Origin of the sequence: Flavobacterium sp. LC2016-23, from assembly GCF_009674775.1 — a bacterium.
Classification (GTDB): Bacteria; Bacteroidota; Bacteroidia; order Flavobacteriales; family Flavobacteriaceae; genus Flavobacterium.
The window spans coordinates 107465-126717 of record NZ_WKKE01000014.1; the positions used below are offsets into that span (position 1 = coordinate 107465).

Annotated in this window: 9 protein-coding genes; all 9 read right to left on the reverse strand. The window is 36.2% G+C overall.

Annotation, left to right across the window (positions count from 1 at the left end; genetic code table 11):
• Positions 1-25: 25 nt before the first annotated feature.
• Complete coding sequence (locus tag GJU43_RS13370) at positions 26-2236, reverse strand: FG-GAP-like repeat-containing protein (protein ID WP_154341256.1); 2211 nt, start codon at positions 2234-2236, stop codon at positions 26-28.
• Between the two features lie 61 nt (positions 2237-2297).
• Positions 2298-3776: a vanadium-dependent haloperoxidase gene (locus GJU43_RS13375; protein WP_229655057.1), complete on the reverse strand. Its 1479-nt coding sequence runs from the start codon at positions 3774-3776 to the stop codon at positions 2298-2300.
• A 168-nt stretch (positions 3777-3944) separates the two neighbouring features.
• Positions 3945-4484, reverse strand: a complete 540-nt coding sequence (locus GJU43_RS13380; protein WP_154341257.1) for a hypothetical protein — start codon at positions 4482-4484, stop codon at positions 3945-3947.
• Between the two features lie 398 nt (positions 4485-4882).
• Positions 4883-6382 carry a RagB/SusD family nutrient uptake outer membrane protein gene (locus GJU43_RS13385; RefSeq protein ID WP_154341258.1) on the reverse strand — a complete coding sequence of 500 codons (1500 nt, stop codon included), beginning with the start codon at positions 6380-6382 and terminating at the stop codon, positions 4883-4885.
• 10 nt (positions 6383-6392) lie between these two features.
• Positions 6393-9401 carry a TonB-dependent receptor gene (locus tag GJU43_RS13390; protein ID WP_154341259.1) on the reverse strand — a complete coding sequence of 1003 codons (3009 nt, stop codon included), beginning with the start codon at positions 9399-9401 and terminating at the stop codon, positions 6393-6395.
• A 591-nt stretch (positions 9402-9992) separates the two neighbouring features.
• Complete coding sequence (locus tag GJU43_RS13395; RefSeq protein ID WP_154341260.1) at positions 9993-14129, reverse strand: hybrid sensor histidine kinase/response regulator transcription factor; 4137 nt, start codon at positions 14127-14129, stop codon at positions 9993-9995.
• 262 nt (positions 14130-14391) lie between these two features.
• Positions 14392-16272, reverse strand: coding sequence for a glycoside hydrolase family 97 catalytic domain-containing protein (locus GJU43_RS13400; RefSeq protein ID WP_370455623.1), 1881 nt, complete (start codon positions 16270-16272; stop codon positions 14392-14394).
• 115 nt (positions 16273-16387) lie between these two features.
• Positions 16388-17746: a glycoside hydrolase family 43 protein gene (locus tag GJU43_RS13405; protein ID WP_154341262.1), complete on the reverse strand. Its 1359-nt coding sequence runs from the start codon at positions 17744-17746 to the stop codon at positions 16388-16390.
• 64 nt (positions 17747-17810) lie between these two features.
• On the reverse strand, positions 17811-19148 hold the full coding sequence (locus GJU43_RS13410; protein WP_154341263.1) for a glycoside hydrolase family 43 protein: 1338 nt from the start codon (positions 19146-19148) through the stop codon (positions 17811-17813).
• Positions 19149-19253 lie beyond the last annotated feature (105 nt).

Below are 19253 nucleotides of genomic sequence, written 5' to 3' on the forward strand. Positions count from 1 at the left end.
CTGTCTAAGATTTAACGCTGTCTTTTTACATACACACGGGCGCTGTCACCCCGGCGGTCGAAAAAACTGTTCTTTTGATATTTACTTTTGAAAAGTTATTTTGGCCCTCTGTAATTTTGAGATATTGATTGGGCTGTACGTTTTTAAACACTTTCCTTTGCTGGTTTTTGGGCCAGGTAATTTCGATTTGATCAATGATTGCAGCTTGTCCGACTCCAATTTCCATTCGTAAAGCCGACGCCCCGAAACTACCTCCTGAATTTACTATTCTGTATACAGATCTGGAAACACCCTTTTCTCTGAAGCTGACTTTTACCCTGGTTCCAATTGCAGAACGATTGCTGTTTGTACCTTCTAATTGCAGTTTTATCCAACGATTGTTGTTCTGACCCGGGTTCAGGTATAAAGAATTATTGAAAGAATCACCTAAATAAGCGCCTCCAACTTCTATAAAAATATCGCTGTCGCCATCATTATCCAAATCATTAAAAGCCACGCCATGGCCTTTTTGCAAATTTCCTACACGACCGGAAACCGTAACATCAGCAAACTTTCCATTGCCCATATTTCTGAACAACTTATTTGGCGTTAGTGATTTATAATCCGGATTTCCTGTTCCGAGGTACATATCCAGAAACCCGTCATTATCAATATCCCCAAAATTAGAACCCATCGCAAATACGGTCTTATTTAGCCCGGATTCTTTAGAGACATCTGAGAAAGTACCGTCGTGGTTGTTATGGTACAAATACATTTTACTGCTCTCATTGGGTATCTTCAATACTTCCATTGCTATTTCTCCCGCTATAGAACCATTAAACTGATAACCGCAGACAAAAATATCCTGCCAGCCATCATTATCATAATCCCAAAACCATGTTGGAAATGTCATCACATTGATTCCTGCCAGACCTGCCTGATCTGTAGCATCTGCAAATTGCGGAATACCTTTTTTGATTCCTGTATTTTTCAGTAATATTTTCCTTTTATTCATTCCCGAAAGAAACAAATCAATATCGCCATCGTTATCATAATCACCTGATGTTACCCCTTTTATATAACTAATCACATCACATTTTGCGGCTTTGGCAACATTTGTAAATGTTCCGTCCTGATTATTCATATACAATTCACACGGATACGATTCGTTTTCTGACGACTCATTACCTATAAATAAATCTAAATAACCGTCATTATTAAAATCATTCCAGGTACCTGCTTGTGTCGGAAATTCAGAATACAAACCACTTTTGATGGTTACATCTGTAAAAGTGCCATCACCATTGTTACGCAGGAGCGAGTTGGGTTGTCTGCCATATTTACGCATCCACGCTCCTCTCAGAACAAAAATATCAGTATCACCATCGTTGTCATAGTCTGCCTGTATCATATTGAGTCCTCCTTTGAAACGACCGATTTCCGATATTTTGGAATAATCTGCGTACTTCCCTTTTTTATCATTTTGATAATAGTGCATAGCGCCGTCCAGACTCCAGTCGGATGTTATAATATCTAAATAATTATCATTATTAAAATCATCAACAATAACTCCTCCCGACATATTCCTGCTTTTTATGCCTGCGTTTGAAGCAACATCCACAAAAGGTTTTATAGTGTATTCCGAATTATCTTTATTCAGGTTGGGTATCAGCCATTGACGGGGAATCTCTGAAGGGTAAGCACCTATAGTCATGTAAGCTATATTAAGCAGCCATCGCGATTCATAATCATCAGGATTCATTTCTAATAATCTGCTATAAATTTCAATTGCTTTTTGAGAACCTTGTCGTATCGTATGAATTCCATTTTTTTGTATGGGCATGATACACGATTCGGGATTGTGATAATTAACACAATTTTGCTTTTCTCCCAGTCTCATATAAGCAATTGCCAGAAATTTCAGGGATTGAGGATTCTCTCTTCCATCTATCTTCCTCATTCTGCTGATGGCACTTTCCAGAATTTCGACAGCCTCAGCTTCTTTTCCAAGTTTCAGTAATGCGTTTCCTTTATTTAATTCATTGGTTAGTTTGAAAAAACCTTCATCAGAGCTTTTAATTATGGAATCGTAATAGGCAACTTCTGCCTTTGTCGCAAAGGGATTGTCTTTCAGATTATACATTTTCTTCCTGGCCTCCAGAATTTTAACCATCTTGTCATTGGGATTAGAAAAATAATCACAAGATTGTGTCAGCATAAATACTGAAAGCAGTACTATTAAGTTTTTAATTTTCATAAGTGACGTATTCTTTTTAGATCAGACCAATGCTCTACAAACAAATTCCAAAAAATCATCATTATTTTATAGCTTTATTCCCTATATGAATATTGTAAAACTTCCATTCTTCATGTGCTACAGCTCTGCCCAGTTTCAAACCTTCAATATTATCTGATTGAATGTGATACCCTCCCATCACTCTGGAAATTCCTGCCATATTTGCTGTTTCGGTAAAAGTTGGAAATTTCAGGACTACTTTTTTTCCTAAATGATCCGGTTCTGTCAATGCTCCTGCTACCAGTTCTACAGACTGACCAAACTTATCGCTGCCTGTCCAAAGTTTTAAAGCTTCCGCACAGCCTGCGCTTATGGTACTGTGACCGGAAACATAACTCGGAAAAGGCGGACATAAAAAGGTGTCCGGAGAAAAAGGTCTCCATTCCTGCCCCTGCATGGCAATGATTCCTTTTCCGGGACCTCCCCAACCGTTGATGGGTTTATCACCATAATAGTAATGCACTAAAGCATTGGGTCTTGCTGAATCATAAAACATTTTGGTATCCCAGCACGCAATAAAACAATCCATCGCTGTGAGCTGATTTAAAAAGTACATTTTTACATCCTGATCTAACGTATGATTATCTCTTCTGGAGACGTCCTGGGCAAATTTTAGCCAGTGACCGGCCTGCTGGACCGATTTTGGTCCGTCCCTCATAAATTCAACAAGTGCTTTATCTTCATCTGTCAGCCCGGCTTGTAACGCGATTACTTCATCAACTTCTTTTTTGAGTTGGTCTGAACCAAATAAGGGTGGAGGCGCAGAACGGAATTGATCTGCTGACTTCAATCCGACAGGTTTTACTTTATTCCAAAAAGGAGTTAAGCAAGCGGGGGCAAATTTTCCGCCTTTCCCATCAGAAAAATATTTCGGCTGCCAGTGATTAATATCGTTCATTTTATCCACAGGGTTTACCGGTACATATTTGCTGTAATCAAAAAATGCGACTCCATTTGAACCCTCTTCTTCCGCATACTGATTGGAACCGTCTCCTTTTCGTGCCGCAATCACTGCTTTGGCGGCTAAATTGCCTATCCCTTCAGGAGTATTGGGATCTACGGATTTGTTTGCGGGATCGTAACCTAGTTCCTTCATGAATGAATCAAATAATTCTTTATCAGTGTAATAATATTCACAAAGTGCTCCGTAAGCGGCATAACTTATGGCGATTTCTTTGTTTTTTACATTTTGGTCTTTCTTTGGCTGTCTTTTCACATCCTTTAGATATACCGGAATTGCTTTTGCGTCATAACGACTCCATGCATCAAAAACCGCTATAAAAGTCAACCCCAGAAAGCGGGAAGTTATAGTGGGCCTTGGCCGAAATTTATCTGTATTATTTGCAGTGGCAAGAACTGCCATTTCTCCCCACTTATAAGCAATGTTATTTTTTCCTGTGGGTTCCTTAATTTGATTTTTGGTCTCTTTAACCTGCGCCAGCATATTTATATTTAAAGCACTAAAAAAAAGCACTTTAAACAAAAGTTTATACATTTTCATCCTGATAATTTTATATGGTTTTTAATAGCTTTCTTTTCAATTAGCAGTAATTGAATCTTTGGTGTTACATTCTAAACAGGCAGCTTCATCTTAATTTAAAAAGTAAGATTTAGAGCCAGGGCATGATTTAGTAATCAAGTCTGTTTATATGTAACATTAAAGGAAATACTATACGCAATCAGGAGGAGGATAATTGGTTGTAAAATATCCGGAAAGAAGGTCTCTTTTTGGATCGTATGAAGATAGGGTGTGATGAAAAACTAATCCGGAAGTTGTTCCTAAATTAATTACATCACTAATAATATAATCCGGAAGAAAGGATTTTACTAATTTTTTATTTGGATTTTCTTTATCCGAATTTGTATCAAATAATTGATTTTCGACAATTTTTATTAAGTCTTTACTCAAAACCTCTTTATGAGAATTTTTAAGGCAATATAATTTCAAAACATTGTTTACAATTCTTTTCTTAAAAACATGATAGGTTTTGTTTTTGATAACGAAATTTTCATTAACATCTTCAATACCAGAATCTACCACATAAGCATAAGGGGTAATTTTAACTTCAATTATTTCAAAATTTGAATTATCAGTTTTCTCCATAGCATTTACCCATACTTGCTCTTGTTGTTCAGCAAACATCATATAAAAACCTAAAACATTGAGAAACAATGTTATGATTAAAAAAAGTGATGCAATTCTTTTCATATTGAAAACACAGTTGAAATTGAGCATCGATGGTACCGTTGACTAACCAGTGGTAAAACCTCAGCTGTTTAAAGCATACGTATTATATCAAATGGTATCCTGTTTTACAGGATTTGCAAAGATTATTGTATATGTCACCTGGAATTAAAATAAAAGGTCTCATCATTTGAAGTTTTGTTCCTGAATTTAGTATTACGATAAACAAAAATCAATACAAAACGGAAACAAAAATCGGAGATAAGCAGGGCTTATTATTTAAAATATATTCCGGCTGGTAATTGTTATACAGACTAAACACTTTAGAAAATATACGATAAGGATAAACAGCGCAGGTTAATGCGCTGTTTTCCAAATTACTAACTTAACTAACTCAAACTTAGACTAAACTTAATTATTATTTAATAACCAGGATTATTGTTACTTGGTTTTATATTAGGATTAGAAGATGTTTCTCTGTTTGGTATTGGCCATAATTCACTTTTACCAACTTTAAAACCAGTCCCCTGCAGTTCAGTAGCAGCGATACCCCATCTTATAATATCATCAAAACGAACTTGTTCGCCGGCTAATTCCACTTTACGCTCATGAACAATTGCTGTAAATACAGCTTCTTTTGTCGGAGCAATTGCCGTTACTAAACCTGCACGGTCTCTAACTTCTTTGATATAGGCAATAGCAGCTGTTTGTGAACCTCCGGCTCTTTGGTTTTCACATTCTGCTTTCATTAGCAATACATCTGAATAACGCATTACTTTGAAGTTGATACTTGAATCCAGATTTTCATCAGTACGTTTATAGTAATTTTGATATTTTTTCCATCCTGCTCTTCTAAGACCTTCAGATGATGAAAAATTAGCGGCTGTCATTGTATTGGCTCCGTTATTGTATTTTGATCCCGGCACGTAAAAAGTATCTGCAAAACGTTTGTCACCCGGCTCATACTCATCCAGCAAATCATCTGAGGGATACACATTGTACCACCCTAAGTTTCCATATTCCTGACCTCTAAGAGTTGATTCAGCAACACCATCTCCGGCCGTATCACTACCCCATTTATCACCCACTCCTAAATTTTCATCGTATTCAATCTCAAAAATTGATTCGGGACCATGCTCCGTTTCATCCATAAAGTTGTTGTAAAAATTAGATTCTAAAGTAAATCCCGTAACGTTATTAAAAGCAGCCAGAGCTTCATCGTATTTTTTTTGATATAACAATACTTTCCCTAAATAAGCAAATGCTGCTTCTTTGGTTGCTCTTCCAATATTCTGTTGCAGCGTTGCGTTTGTAGTTTTACTAAACAGATTTTTTGAAGCAAAATCAAAATCATCTGTAATCAATTTATAGACTTCTTCTTTAGGACTTCTTGCAGCACCGGTTATAGTCTGGCTGGTGTAAATTGGCAGATCACCAAAACGAGGCAGTAACAGAAAATAATAATAGGCTCTTAAAAAGTGGGCTTCTCCCAAATATTTATTTTTTTCGGCTTGTGTCAAAACTGAACTTGGTAAGGCCTGAATCTTTGCTTCATTATCCAATACAAAATTGGCTTTGGATATTCCTAAGAAACAGGTTTCCCAATAGTATTGAATGATATCACTACTTGCATCAAAGGAAAAATTCAGGAAGGGTGTTTTGTTCCCTTCTAATTGTGGATTTCCCTTATTTTCCTGAGACATATTGTCTAATGCAAAGAAAAGATGTCTCGCGTATAGTCCTCTTGTTTGCAGGTTTGCATAAGCTGCATTTACCGCAGACTCTACCTGATTTTTCGTTTTAAAGAAAGTTTCCGGTGATAACGCATTTGGATTGGTTAATTCTAAATCCTTAGTGTCACATGAATTTATTGCAAAAATCGCGGACAATACTACTACTATATATTTTATTTTTTTCATCATCTTTTATATATTAAAATGTAACTTCAAGACCAAAAATTACTGATTTTGGTTGTGGATACCTTCCTATATCAATTCCGGCAGAATTTGCATTAGTATCTACACGTGCAATTTCAGGATCGAGACCAGAATATTTTGTAACGGTAACAAGATTTTGCCCACTTACATAGAATCTTATACTTGAAAAATGGCTGTTGAATGTTTCTCCTGATAGTGTATATCCTAAAGTAACATTTTTTAATCTTGTGAAAGAACCGTCTTCAACATATCGCTGACTAGCTAAAGACCAGTTTTGCTCTGCACCACGTGCTCTTGGTAACGTTGCTGATGGATTGGTAACCTGACCATTTACAACAATGGATCTGTCTAAAACATCTGTACCGGAGTTAAACAAACGCTGCATTGCCTCGAGATCAAACTTATTCGCATTAAAAATATCATTTCCCTGAACGCCTGATATAAAACAGTTAAAATCGAAATTTTTATAGGCAGCCGTAAGGTTTAAACCATATGTAAAATCCGGATATGGATTTCCAATATTTCTTTTATCATTGGAGTTGATTATTTTATTGCCATCATGGTCAACAAATCTGATATCACCTGGCTGAACTACAGTCTGACCTGCTCCTAAAACAGCATCTACTTCTGCCTGGTTTTGGTAGATTCCGTTGGTTTCATACCCCCAGAAATAGAATAATGGCTGCCCTACTTCGAGTCTGGAGAAACTCTCTAAACCAGCTCTTCCTGACGGACCGCCTAATACGCTGGTTACACCCGGTGCCAAAGCCGTTACTTCGTTTTTGCTGGTCCCTAAATTGGCTGTCGCAGACCAGGTAAAATCACCTTTTCTGTCATTGTAACCTAATGTTATTTCATATCCGCTTACTTTTACATCAGCAACATTTTGTATTTGAGTTCCTCCCGGAGAACCAGTAGAAGCAGGAAGTGGTACCGCGAAAAGAATATCACTACTTTTATTATTAAAATACTCGATAGATCCGGTAAATTTTTCGTCAAACAAACCAAAATCCAAACCTATGTTTCTATCTTTTTTAGACTCCCACTGCAAGTCCGGATTTGGGGCACTTCCTGAAGTAGTACCTATTCCTGCTTCTCCGTTAAACGGGTAGGTATAATTTGTTGCTAAACTAGAACTGTATCTGTAATCGTCTATTTTATCATTACCTGTTGTTCCTATCGTACCTCTAATTTTCAATGTGCTGAAAATAGATTTTTCCATGAATTTTTCTTTTGCAATATTCCATCCTAAAGCAAGAGAGTAGAAATTACCAAAACGTTTATTAGCTCCAAATCTCGAAGAACCGTCTCTACGTCCTGAAACAGCAAAAAGGTATTTATCATCGTAATCATAATTGATACGGGCTACATAACCTAAATTGTTTGTTTCAAAATTATTAGAACTTAAATTAGCGTTCTGAAGACTCAACTGATCAATTTCATCAGAAATTAAGTTTCGGCTGCCGGCAGTTATATTACGGCTTTTATTTTCTATTTTCGTTATAACTCCTAATACTTCAATATTGTGTTTACCGGCAATAGTTGTTTTGTATGTTAAGCTATTATCAAACACAATAGTCTGACCCTGAGAATTTATTTCAGCAGTTGACGAATAATCCTGAAAATGGGCTGCACCATCGCGATAGCTGGGAATAAATGTATGATCTCTGCTGGTGTAATAATCTAAAGAAACCTGCGATCTGTATTTTAATCCTTTGTATATTTCTAATTCAGCAAATATGTTTCCTATTATAGATACTCCGTTAATTTTTTGGTATCCCCAGTTTGCCACACGTACAGGATTTTCTGCATCCTGTCCGTCACTTCCCTGAGAAGGCCCCTGATAGCCACCTTTATTATTTTCATTGTAAACCGGTAAGTAAGGTGCCATTTTAATAGCATGCTCCAACAAAGTTCTTCCTCCTGCACTACGCTCCGGATTGGTTGTACTAAAAGACAGTCCGACATTACTTCCTATAGTTAGTTTACCAACGTTTTGCGTATTATTGGCTCTGAAAGAATATCGTTCAAAACCTGTACCGATAAGGGATCCTTCCTGTTTCAAATATCCCGCAGAATAACGACTTGTAGCATTCTCGGTACCGCTTGAGAAACTCAAATTATAATCCTGCATAAGACCATCCTGAAATATTTCGTCCTGCCAATTTGTATTTCTATTTCCAAATTCAGCAGCTCTTGCCGTTAAATCACTTCCCAAATCTTTAGCGTACTGAAGATACTGCTGTGTATTTAAAACGTCATATCTTTTGGTCACGGTCTGAGAACCTACGTATGAACTAAATGTTATTTTCCCCGGGCCTTTTTTCCCTTTTTTTGTAGTTACCATAATGACCCCATTAAAAGCTTTTGAACCGTATAAAGCTGTTGTTGAGGCGTCTTTTAAAACCGACATGGACTCAATATCATTAGGACTTAGTCCTGATAAGTTTCCTGTCAGAACTCCGTCAATTACATACAGTGGAGAACTGTTATTCATGGTCGCTAAACCACGAATAGTTACTGTAGGGCTGGAACCCGGTGCTCCATTTACAACACTTACACCTGCTGCCCTGCCCTGCAAAGCTGACTCTGCATTGGTAATAGGTACCGCCGTAATATCTTTTGCACTTACTGTTGAAATTGCTCCTGTTACCTTGGTTCTCTTTTGAGTACCGTAAGCTATTACGACTTCATTTAAGGCTTGTGTAGATTCCATCAATTTAACATCAATTACAGTCTGGCTGCCCACAGTAATCGTTTGCGAAATCAAACCAACGAAAGAATACGTTATTTTGTCTCCTGCGTTTATCCCGTTTAAAGTGTACTTACCATCAAAATCTGTTGATGTGCTATTTTTGGAACCTTGTACGTTAATACCGGCACCAGGCAATGGAAATCCCGAAGGATCCGTAACCACACCCTTTATGGTCTTTGATTGTGCCATCATATTCTGACTGCTAATTATTAGCAATGCAATTATTGCAAATTTTAATTTCAAAATCATATTAATTGGTTTTTGTTTGGTTTAGATAATTATTGGTCGTAAAGTTTTCTGTTTATTTTCCTTTGTGAGTTTTCGTGAATCACTGCTGTTTTCTAAATTGTTTTTCCGAGTTACAGCTATCGTTTCATTCTAATTTGGGGAAAAGGTTTTCAGCACGTAAATTTGGTTCTGTTTCATCTTATAAATTGTTACTAATCATTTGGGAATCATGTGATATTGATCTACTCAAAAATATGACGTTAACATAAATTTCACATAGTAAAAATGATGCAAAAACTATCAAATTTGTAGCATGATAGTTAAAAAAACCAACAAAATCAGTCTTTTACATTTATTTAATGACAAAAAGAAAAATAATATATTAACAATAATAACAATCATTTTATTCGATATATAAAAAAATAAAAGTCAATACTGAGTATTTAATAATTATTAAAAAACAAAAGTTACCCTCACTTCGTTGTTGTTTTACTAATTGAAAGGCAAATATGTCATTTTATAAGCTGTTATTTAACCTGGTAATTTGCAGATATTTTTTTATTAAATAAAAAAAAGACGGCCGAAACCGTCTTTAATACTGCTTTAAAAAAGCTATTGTTTATTGTTTTGTGTAGGCAGATATCCGTATTTTTCTTTATAACATTTTGTAAAATAAGAAGGAGAACTAAAACCTACTTTAAAACTAATTTCGGTTATATTATCATTGCCCAATTCTATTAATTCTTTAGCTTTTTCCAGGCGAACAGTGCGTATAAATTCATTTACCGATATACCTGTAAGGGTTTTAATTTTTCGATACAACTGGCTTCTGCTCAAAAATACCTTCGAAGCCAAATCCTCTACACTTAATTCAGGTTCACTAATGTTTTTGTTAATGTAATTCAGCACATTTTTTATAAATTCATTATCTAAAGTGGTCGTTTTTTCTTTTGCTTTTGGAGTAATTCCGTTATAGAATTTATTAAACATAATTTGCCTGCTGTTTAGTAGCTGCACTAAACTGGATCTTAAAATATCCATATCAAAAGGTTTACTCAGATACATATCGGCGCCGGAATCAATTCCTTCTAATCTGTCTTTAATTAATGCTTTTGCAGATAACATCATTAGCGGAATGTGGCTGGTTTTCAAATCTGCTTTAATATTTTTACACAACTCTAAACCACTCATTACCGGCATAATGACATCTGTTAAAATCAAATCAGGTAATTTCTGCAAGGCTAATTCCAGACCCACCTGACCGTTCTCTGCTACTATAACTTTATACTCTTTTTTGAGTTCGTTTTTTAAATAATTGCGCAGTTCCACATTGTCTTCTACAATCAGAATCGTATAAATTCGGTCCTGTTTTTCGTAATCATCCTGCGATTCAGTCTCTGCTTTTTCAACTATCGGTGTGAAGCTTATTTTTTTCTCCTTTTTAAATTCCTCCACCAGTATTTCGTTTTCATTAAAGAATTCTTTTCCAACAGGAAATAGTAATTTAAAAGTCGTTCCTACTCCCAATTCGCTTTCTACTTCTATGATTCCTTTGTGTAATTCTACAAATCCGCGAACAACTTCCAGTCCTATTCCTGTACTTCCATAATAGGCTTTATTTAAATTATTTACCTGATAGAAACGGTCAAAAATTCGCTTAATATCTTTTTTGTCTAATCCCGAACCCGTATCTTCAACAATAACCTCAAAAGAGGGATAGGTGCCAGCTGAACTTATTAAAGGAAAATGAATCAGTTCTTCCTTAACTTCTACTTTTACCGTAATTCTTCCATTGTCCGGAGTCACTTTAAAAGCATTTGACACTACATTAAAAATAATTTTCTCGAACATTTTAGGGTCAATCCAATCTTTCAGGGTAGTTTTATTAGACTCAAACTGCAACTGAATGCCCCGACTGAATGCTTCTTCATCAAAATAACTGACAATTTCTTTTGTAAAACCTACCACTTCAATAAGTTGCAATTGCAGGGTCATTTTATTAAACTGCAATTGATTAAAATCCATTAACTCATTGATTAAGCGGGAGAGCCTGTCCGAACTTTTCTGAATAGTCTGCAATTTATTCAGCACACCATCCGGTAATTCCTGGCTATTATTCCTGATTATATCTGCTAATGGATTTAAAATTAAAGTAAGCGGTGTCCTGAACTCATGCGAGATATTGGTAAAGAACTGTAACTTTTTATTATTTAATTTTTCAATTTGAAATGCTTTCTTTTTCTCAAATTCTATCATTTGTTTTTGTTTAAAACGATTCTGATAGTATTGATTGGTAAAATGAATCGCTGCAAACAGCAGTAAAGAATAGAATAAATACGCAAAGGAAGTTTTCCACCAGGGCGGTAAAATTTCAATTTTTAATTCCAGAGGCTTTTGGCTCCAGACTCCGTTTTTTTCAGCTGCTTTAACCTTGAAGGTATAGTTGCCCGGTGCTAAATTTGTATAAGTTGCCGAACGTTTACTGCCTACATAATTCCAGGAATCCTCAAATCCCTCTAAATAATAGGCAAATTCATTTCTCGCGGGAAAAGAATAATTGACAGCAATAAAATCAATTGTAAATACAGACTGATCGTGTTTAAGGATTATTTTTTTTGTTTCCGATATTACTTTTATCAGTGGCGAATTTTTTTCAAGCGGTCCAACCGATTTATTAAAAAGTTTTAGGTCCGTTAAATAAATTGGGAGCTGTTTTTTACTTTTAACCAAATTCGCCGGATTAAAATAATTTAAACCTTCATAGCTTCCAAAATAAAGTAATCCATTCTCATCTTTCAGGACAGCATTGTTATTAAAATCATTTCCCAGCAAACCGTCATATATAGAGTAATTGACTGTTGTTTTGTTTTTTAAATCAAGTCTTGTAATTCCTTTCTTTCCGCTTAGCCAGATACATCCGTCATTTGATTCTACAATGGACGAAATTGATTTTTCATGCAGCCCTTTGAAATTCACATACCATTTCAAGGCAGCTGTTTTTTTATTATAGCTGAATAAACCGGCACCGTCAGTACCAATCCAGATTTCTTTGTTTTTGGCCTCATACAAGGTATTGATTGTATGCGTGCTTTTATGATTTTCAAGCTTTGCAGACATTTTATCCCGAAAAGAAGTCACTGAAAAAGAAACAAAATCATTCGTATTAACCTTATACAGTCCTGTTGTTGATCCCACCCAGACAGCATCATCTGAATCTACCATCACCTTTCTGATGTCTGCATTCATTAACCTATTGGTTTCAAATACTTTTGAATTACAGTGATGAAATTTACCATCAGAAGGAGTATAATAATGTAATCCTTTTGAAAAAGTTCCTATCCAAATTACCCCTCTGGAATCTTCACTGATACTCATAATATTATCGGAGGCCAGATCGGGAGTATTTCTGGTATTGTAATTTATAAAATTTGTGGTTCCTTTCTTTAAAACAAAAATTCCTTCATTCCAGCTGGATAACCAAATATTCTGCTTTTTATCAATAAATACATTGGTTATATTGTCATTGGTTAGTCCCGAATAAAGGCTTGTGTCAGATTTGGTAATATGTTTGAAGCTTTTAATTAATGGATTGTAAATATCGACTCCGCCGCCTTCCATAGAAATCCATAACTGACCTTTATGATCTTTGGCAATTCCGGTCACACAATTGGTTTGCAAAGATTGTGGGTTTCCGGGCAAGCTTTCGATCACATTTACCTTGCTGTTCATTTTATCAAAAACACCTAAGCCTTTGTTGTAATATCCCAGCCAAATTCTTTTCTCTTTATCTAAAAATAAGGACCACACAGAATTTGAACCTAAGCTGCGGAAATTGAATTTGTTGTTGACATATTTTTTTTGAACAACACCCTGATCGTTTACAATGATTAAGCCATCATTTTCTGTGGCACAAAGAATTGTTTTAGGATCGGTTGCCAGTATTGACATGATTCTTTTTCTGGTTATAGGATAGGAAACAGCCTCTTTAACTTTAGATTTTAAATCTACCCTGACCAGTCCTCTGTATCCATTACCAATCCACAAGGTTTGACTGCTGTCAATAAACATAGACACAATATTTTCTGAAAGCATCTGATTATCTTTTCCAGTGCCTACATTTTTAACCTTATTGGTTAGTGCGTCAACTACTTTTAAACCAAAATTGGTCCCTAAATAAATAATTCCATTTTTGTCTTTTACCAGGCAATTGATAAGGTAATCCGTTGTATTAGAACTATCGGGATTAATTCTCGTGATTGCACGGGACTTCGTATTTAGTTTGAGTAAACCGCTGTTAAACGTTCCTAAAAAAAGATTACCCTGATTGTCCTCAATGATACTTTTGACAGAGACTACGGTTTCTTTTCTGTTTTTTTTCTGAAGATCAATACTTTCAAAAGTATTCAAATTCCGATTATAAAGACATAGTCCTTCATCTGTACCAATCCATAACCTGTTATGACTATCGACGTAAGTAACATAAATCAGATTACTATTGATCGAGTTCGCAATTTTGGAGTTTTGTTCATAAGCTACATAATTTATCCCGTCATATTTATACAAACCTGCACCATTTGTTCCAATCCACATAAATCCAGATTGATCTTGTGTAATGGTATAAATGCCGCTTTTTGAAGTCTCTTTATTCAATAACCTAAACTGATAGTTTTCAAATGTATTTTGTGAAAACGCACTATTTAGGGTAAAAAACAAGAGAACAATTGTTCTAAAACATTTTTTTTTGGACATTATAAAATGATTAGTAAATTATAATTAAATATATGCTATTTAATCACAACTTAATTATTTGATTTTCAATGAATAAAAAATTTATATTTAATCTTAAAAAAAACTTTTCAAGGTTAAGATACAGCGTGTCAAACTCATTTTTTTTTGACGTTATATTCCTGTTTATCCCAGTGGATAATTCACTTAAAATTTGGCAAACCCGGAAATTCCTGATTCTTTTTTAATAGTATGATCTTGCAGGTCACCATTCTTTTTTTTGTAATTAACTTACCAGCAGTACTCCTCCGTTACAAGGAATTTTGATTTCAATCTCCTGGTTTTTTTTAAGTTTTACGCTTTCAGCTTTTCCATTTAACTTTTCATCATCAGAATAATACTGTAACGTGGTACCTGAATCAATCATTGGCAGCTTTATTTTAAGCTTCAGTGTTTCTTTTTGAGCGTTGATTCCTGCTATGTACCATTTTGTTCCTTTACGTCTGGCAAGCACTACGAATTTACCGGGATATCCTTCTAAATAGCGAACTTCATCCCAGGTTGTGGGTACTTCTTTCATAAAATTCACAGCCCACGCAGGAGCATCGGTTAAATTGTTTGGTGCCAATGCAAAATGCTGTACACCACTTTGAAAAAGTACTGCAGTTGCTAAGGCAAACACATCGGATGTCATTCGTTTTGAACCTTTGTTGGGAATATTTTCACTATTATAAAATTTATTTAAGGCACTTCCCCCAAAATCCATACTACCCACTGTATTTCGAATAAAAGTATGTATCGATGCATTGGCTGCTTCATTATCACAGCTTCCTTGTCCAAAATGCAGATTTTCACTTGCTAAAACAGCTTCACTTGCCGCAAAATTTGGATACATACGTTCCCAGCCTCTTGGTAATGTGCAACCGTGAAAAATAACCATCAATCCAAAATCATTCGCATCTTTCAGGATATCTTCATATAACTTCATGGTTACTTGTTTATCTCCTCCGAAAAAATCTACTTTAATTCCTTTTACGCCAATACTTTTCATCCAGGCCATTTCTTTTTGGCGGATTATCGAATTGTCCATCATTCCTCTGGGGCCCTGAGGTGCATCATTCCAATATCCATTTGAGTTATACCACAAATACAAACCGACGCCTTTTCCAGCGCCGTATGCAGCCAGTTCAGCAATTTTATCCTTTCCGATCTGAGTGTCCCAAAGCGCATCAATTAAAATGGTCTGATATCCCATTGAAGCACTGAAATCTATATATTGTTTTTGTACCGGAAAAGTAGTGTTGCCATCCATTTTCATGATCCAGCTCCAGGAACCTTTGGTATATTGGTACGCTTTGGAAGCTTCGTATTTTGGCTTAACCAAATCAAAGGGAATTGTGGTTGCTACAATTGGCGCCAGAGTTTCTCCAATTGTAATAGTCCGCCAGGGAGTTTCCCCCATAAGAGGTATGCCCGGAGCGGTTGTTCCGTTTCCGTTATTTTCCCCTGTCATCGGAAATCCGATCGTGTACAATCCTTTATCATGACCTATTAACCTGCTGCCGCAATAACCGCTGTCTACGCCTGTTTCGGATATTAAAACCCATCCGTTATTATTTACTTTAAAAAGACATGGAAATGTATACCCCTCACCTATACCGTTTTTGCCCATTGGAGCATCTAATGTATAGGATGTTTCATAACTTGGTGCAGTTCTGGCAAAGCCTGTCATTGGCTTACTTTGCGGACAAAGAAAGGTAGTTGTTCCTTCCGGCAGCAGAAAACCGGATACCTCTTCCTGAACCACACAGGAGCGGGATTCATTTTGAGGATATATTTTATACTTAAAGGCTACATTATTGTTGCTTACCCTAAATACTATATCAATAGCATCTTTATTTTCTTTACGGAAGGAAAACAGAGCTTCGTTAGCCGTATAATGCACAGTACTTTGCTTTATATTGGGCAGTTGATACGTTTCTTCCAATTTATTCTGAGCTGAATCGGTTTTTAAAATCAGTCCCGTAGTAAAATCACCAACATTTGTTTTTAAACCTAGCGGGGAATTTTCGAGGAACGTTTTTTCATTATAGGAAATACGATACAAAGGCATTCCGTTAGAGACCGAAAGAAAAACTTTCACTTTTCCATCGGGGCTCTTTATCACTGATTGTGCATTTAATTTAAAAAAACAAAACAGACACAAGTATAAAAGATATTTAAAATTCATAACAGAGTATGGGTTAATTAGTTTCTATTTTTTTTTCGATCACTTATGATGATTACCTGGAAAAAAGCCAATAATCAAAATATAAAATCTGACTGGAAGCTTTCCCTTTAAACACAAAATAAATATCATGTATGCCTGAAACTTTTTTGACATTGCTTTTCACAAGTGCCCATCGATCATTCCCTCCGGTCATTGGAACTTCTACGGTGCCTATCAATTCCCCGTCAAGGCTATCCAATCGTATTTCCATGGTTACATTCCCGTTATGGGTAGTCCCTAAACGTGCCGTAAATGTCGAAGGTCCTTCTTTTCGAAAATCAACGTCTCTTACCTTTGTAAAAGCATCATTTTTCAGGGCTGTGATAAAAACCCCAACCTGCTCATTTTGCATAGCTTTTACATCTTTTGACCAAGCTATTGTTTCTGCTTCCGTTTTAATATAGGGATTAAGGACTGAGATGCCTTTCTTAATTCCTTCTGTCATCGTGAGTTCCTTAATTTTTCCATCCGGCTGAAACGTTAATTCTTCGACCGCTACTGAACGGGTGAAACCTCCGCCTCCCGGCAAAGCTCCGTTATGATAGAAAAAATAAGTTTTTCCTTTAAAATCAATGACTCCGGGGTGATTTGTAAAACTTCCACCCTGAGTTGGCATTACAATACCCTGATATTTCCAGGGACCCGCCAGGCTTTTGCTCACAGAATAACCAATATGTTCCGGAATAGGTCCCGCTGCAAAAATCAGATAATACCAATTATTCCGCTTATAAATCCAGGATCCTTCTTCGTAAGTGGTAGGTCTTTTAGGATCTTCTTTTCCCAGACGTTTCCCAAAAGATTCAATTGTATTGGGAACTGTTTTTATCTCGCCACTATACGAAATCATATCTTCGTTTAATTTCACAAAATAACATTCCGGATTGCCCCAAAACAGATATGCCTGTCCATCATCATCTATAAAAACGGTGGGATCAATATCCGCATTGCTATTGCGGATAAGAGGTTTACCCAACGGATCAATAAAAGGACCGTAAGGACTATCTGCAACAGCAACTCCTATTGATCCCTGCCCTTCTTTGTTTGTGATCGGTACGTATATATAAAACCTGCCATTGCGTTCTGCACATTGAGCTGCCCATGCGTTCATTTTAGCCCAGCTGAAATTTTTATAAGACAGTACTGCACCATGATCTGTCCAGTTTACCATATCTTCGGTAGTGTATAATTTCCAGTCGTTCATGGTAAACCATGTAGACTCGTCTTCGTCATGGCTGGTATACAAATAGACTTTGCCATTATATACCATAGGTGCAGGGTCTGCCGTGTAGTTGGTCTGTACAATTGGGTTCTGGGCAGACCCCGCCACAGAAAGAATACACAATATTAAAAAACTGATTTTTTTAAAATACATATCATTTTTATTATGCCATTAGCTTTTTACTTGTTTCGTAAATGTTTTTATCCAAACCTTAAAATTAGGATTTAAACGTCCACCAATCCAAATTAAACAAAGACGCTCCATCTCCTTTGAAAACGAAGAAAATACTATGCAATCCCTTTACTTTTTTAACCTTGCACTGAAATTTTTTCCAGTTATTTACATCTCCGGTATTTCCGATCTCGCAAATTCCTATGATCTGGCCGTTTTGGCCGTCTAAACGAATTTCTATTTTCCCGCCTTTAATTGAAGCTGCGGTAACTTCAAATTTTCTCGCCCCTTTGTTAAAGTCGGCCTCTTTTACCTCAATGAAATCATTGTTGTCTATTTTGGTTATAAATACCTCGTTCTGACTCTTTTTTTCAGATTTCAGTCCTTCACTCCATGCCATTGTTTCGGCTTCAACACGCTTAAACGGGTTTATTTTCCCAACTGCTTCTGGCCCGTCTACAGACCAGTAGGGCAGCGTTTTTATTGTTCCGTCTTCGTTGTAAATTATCTCGTCCATATCTACCGAACGTCTTTCGTAAAAGGTAGCTGTTTGTCGTTTTAAAATATCGTAGCTATGTCCAAAACAATATGATTTTCCTTTGTAATCAATAATTCCCGGATGATTTCCTCTTGTTTTATCACTCGCTTCGACCACCATGCCTTTATATTCCCAGGGTCCTGTTGGTGAGTTGCTCATTGCGTAACCAATTCCTTCAGGACAACAGGTGGATGCATAAGACAAGTAATAACGTCCTTCGTGTTTATAAACCCACGGGCCTTCCTGATAGTTCTTTGGTTTTACAGGTTCTTTAACTACTTCCCCGGAATAAGATATCATGTCGGGATTTAGTTTCACATAATATAAATCAGGATTTCCCCAATATAAATAAGCCTGCCCGTCATCATCAATAAACGGATTTGGATCAATATCATTCCATAAATGATCGGTTTCAATCAGGCGCTTTCCAAGCGGATCTTTAAATGGCCCATAAGGAGTGTCTGCAACCGAAACGCCAATTCCTTGTCCGTGCATGGGGCAGTACAGGTAGAATTTACCGTTGCGTTCTATAGCCTGCACCGCCCATGCACCATTATCAGGTTTCACCCAATTGAAATCTTTCAGGGAGGCAACAATACCATGATCGGTCCAGTTGACCATATCCGTTGAGCTGTAAAGCAGCCAGTTAAGCATTTTAAATCCAGTGGCATCATCCTCATCATGTGAGGTATACAGAAATACAGTGTCCTTATAAACCAGCGGAGCCGGATCGGCGGTATAACTTGTCTGAATAATGGGTTTTTGCTTAATATCGCTTTGAGCATTTCCATTGAAAACGATCATCATAAACAAACAAAATATTAGTAATAACTTTACTTTTTTCATGATTTTGAATTATTTTAGTAAGCCTTATTTAATTTCTTTTTAAAGCGCTGAACTGAAATTGTATTAAATCAGGACCTCCCGTTAATTTTTTAACCGAACCTGTTG

Excerpts from the sequence above, each read along its gene's own strand:
- GJU43_RS13370 (WP_154341256.1), bottom strand. The coding sequence starts at position 2,236 with ATGAAAATTAAAAACTTAATAGTACTGCTTTCAGTATTTATGCTGACA.
- GJU43_RS13410 (WP_154341263.1), bottom strand. The coding sequence starts at position 19,148 with ATGAAAAAAGTAAAGTTATTACTAATATTTTGTTTGTTTATGATGATC.
- GJU43_RS13375 (WP_229655057.1), bottom strand. The coding sequence starts at position 3,776 with ATGAAAATGTATAAACTTTTGTTTAAAGTGCTTTTTTTTAGTGCTTTA.
- GJU43_RS13380 (WP_154341257.1), bottom strand. The coding sequence starts at position 4,484 with ATGAAAAGAATTGCATCACTTTTTTTAATCATAACATTGTTTCTCAAT.
- GJU43_RS13390 (WP_154341259.1), bottom strand. The coding sequence starts at position 9,401 with ATGATTTTGAAATTAAAATTTGCAATAATTGCATTGCTAATAATTAGC.
- GJU43_RS13395 (WP_154341260.1), bottom strand. The coding sequence starts at position 14,129 with ATGTCCAAAAAAAAATGTTTTAGAACAATTGTTCTCTTGTTTTTTACC.
- GJU43_RS13405 (WP_154341262.1), bottom strand. The coding sequence starts at position 17,746 with ATGTATTTTAAAAAAATCAGTTTTTTAATATTGTGTATTCTTTCTGTG.
- GJU43_RS13385 (WP_154341258.1), bottom strand. The coding sequence starts at position 6,382 with ATGATGAAAAAAATAAAATATATAGTAGTAGTATTGTCCGCGATTTTT.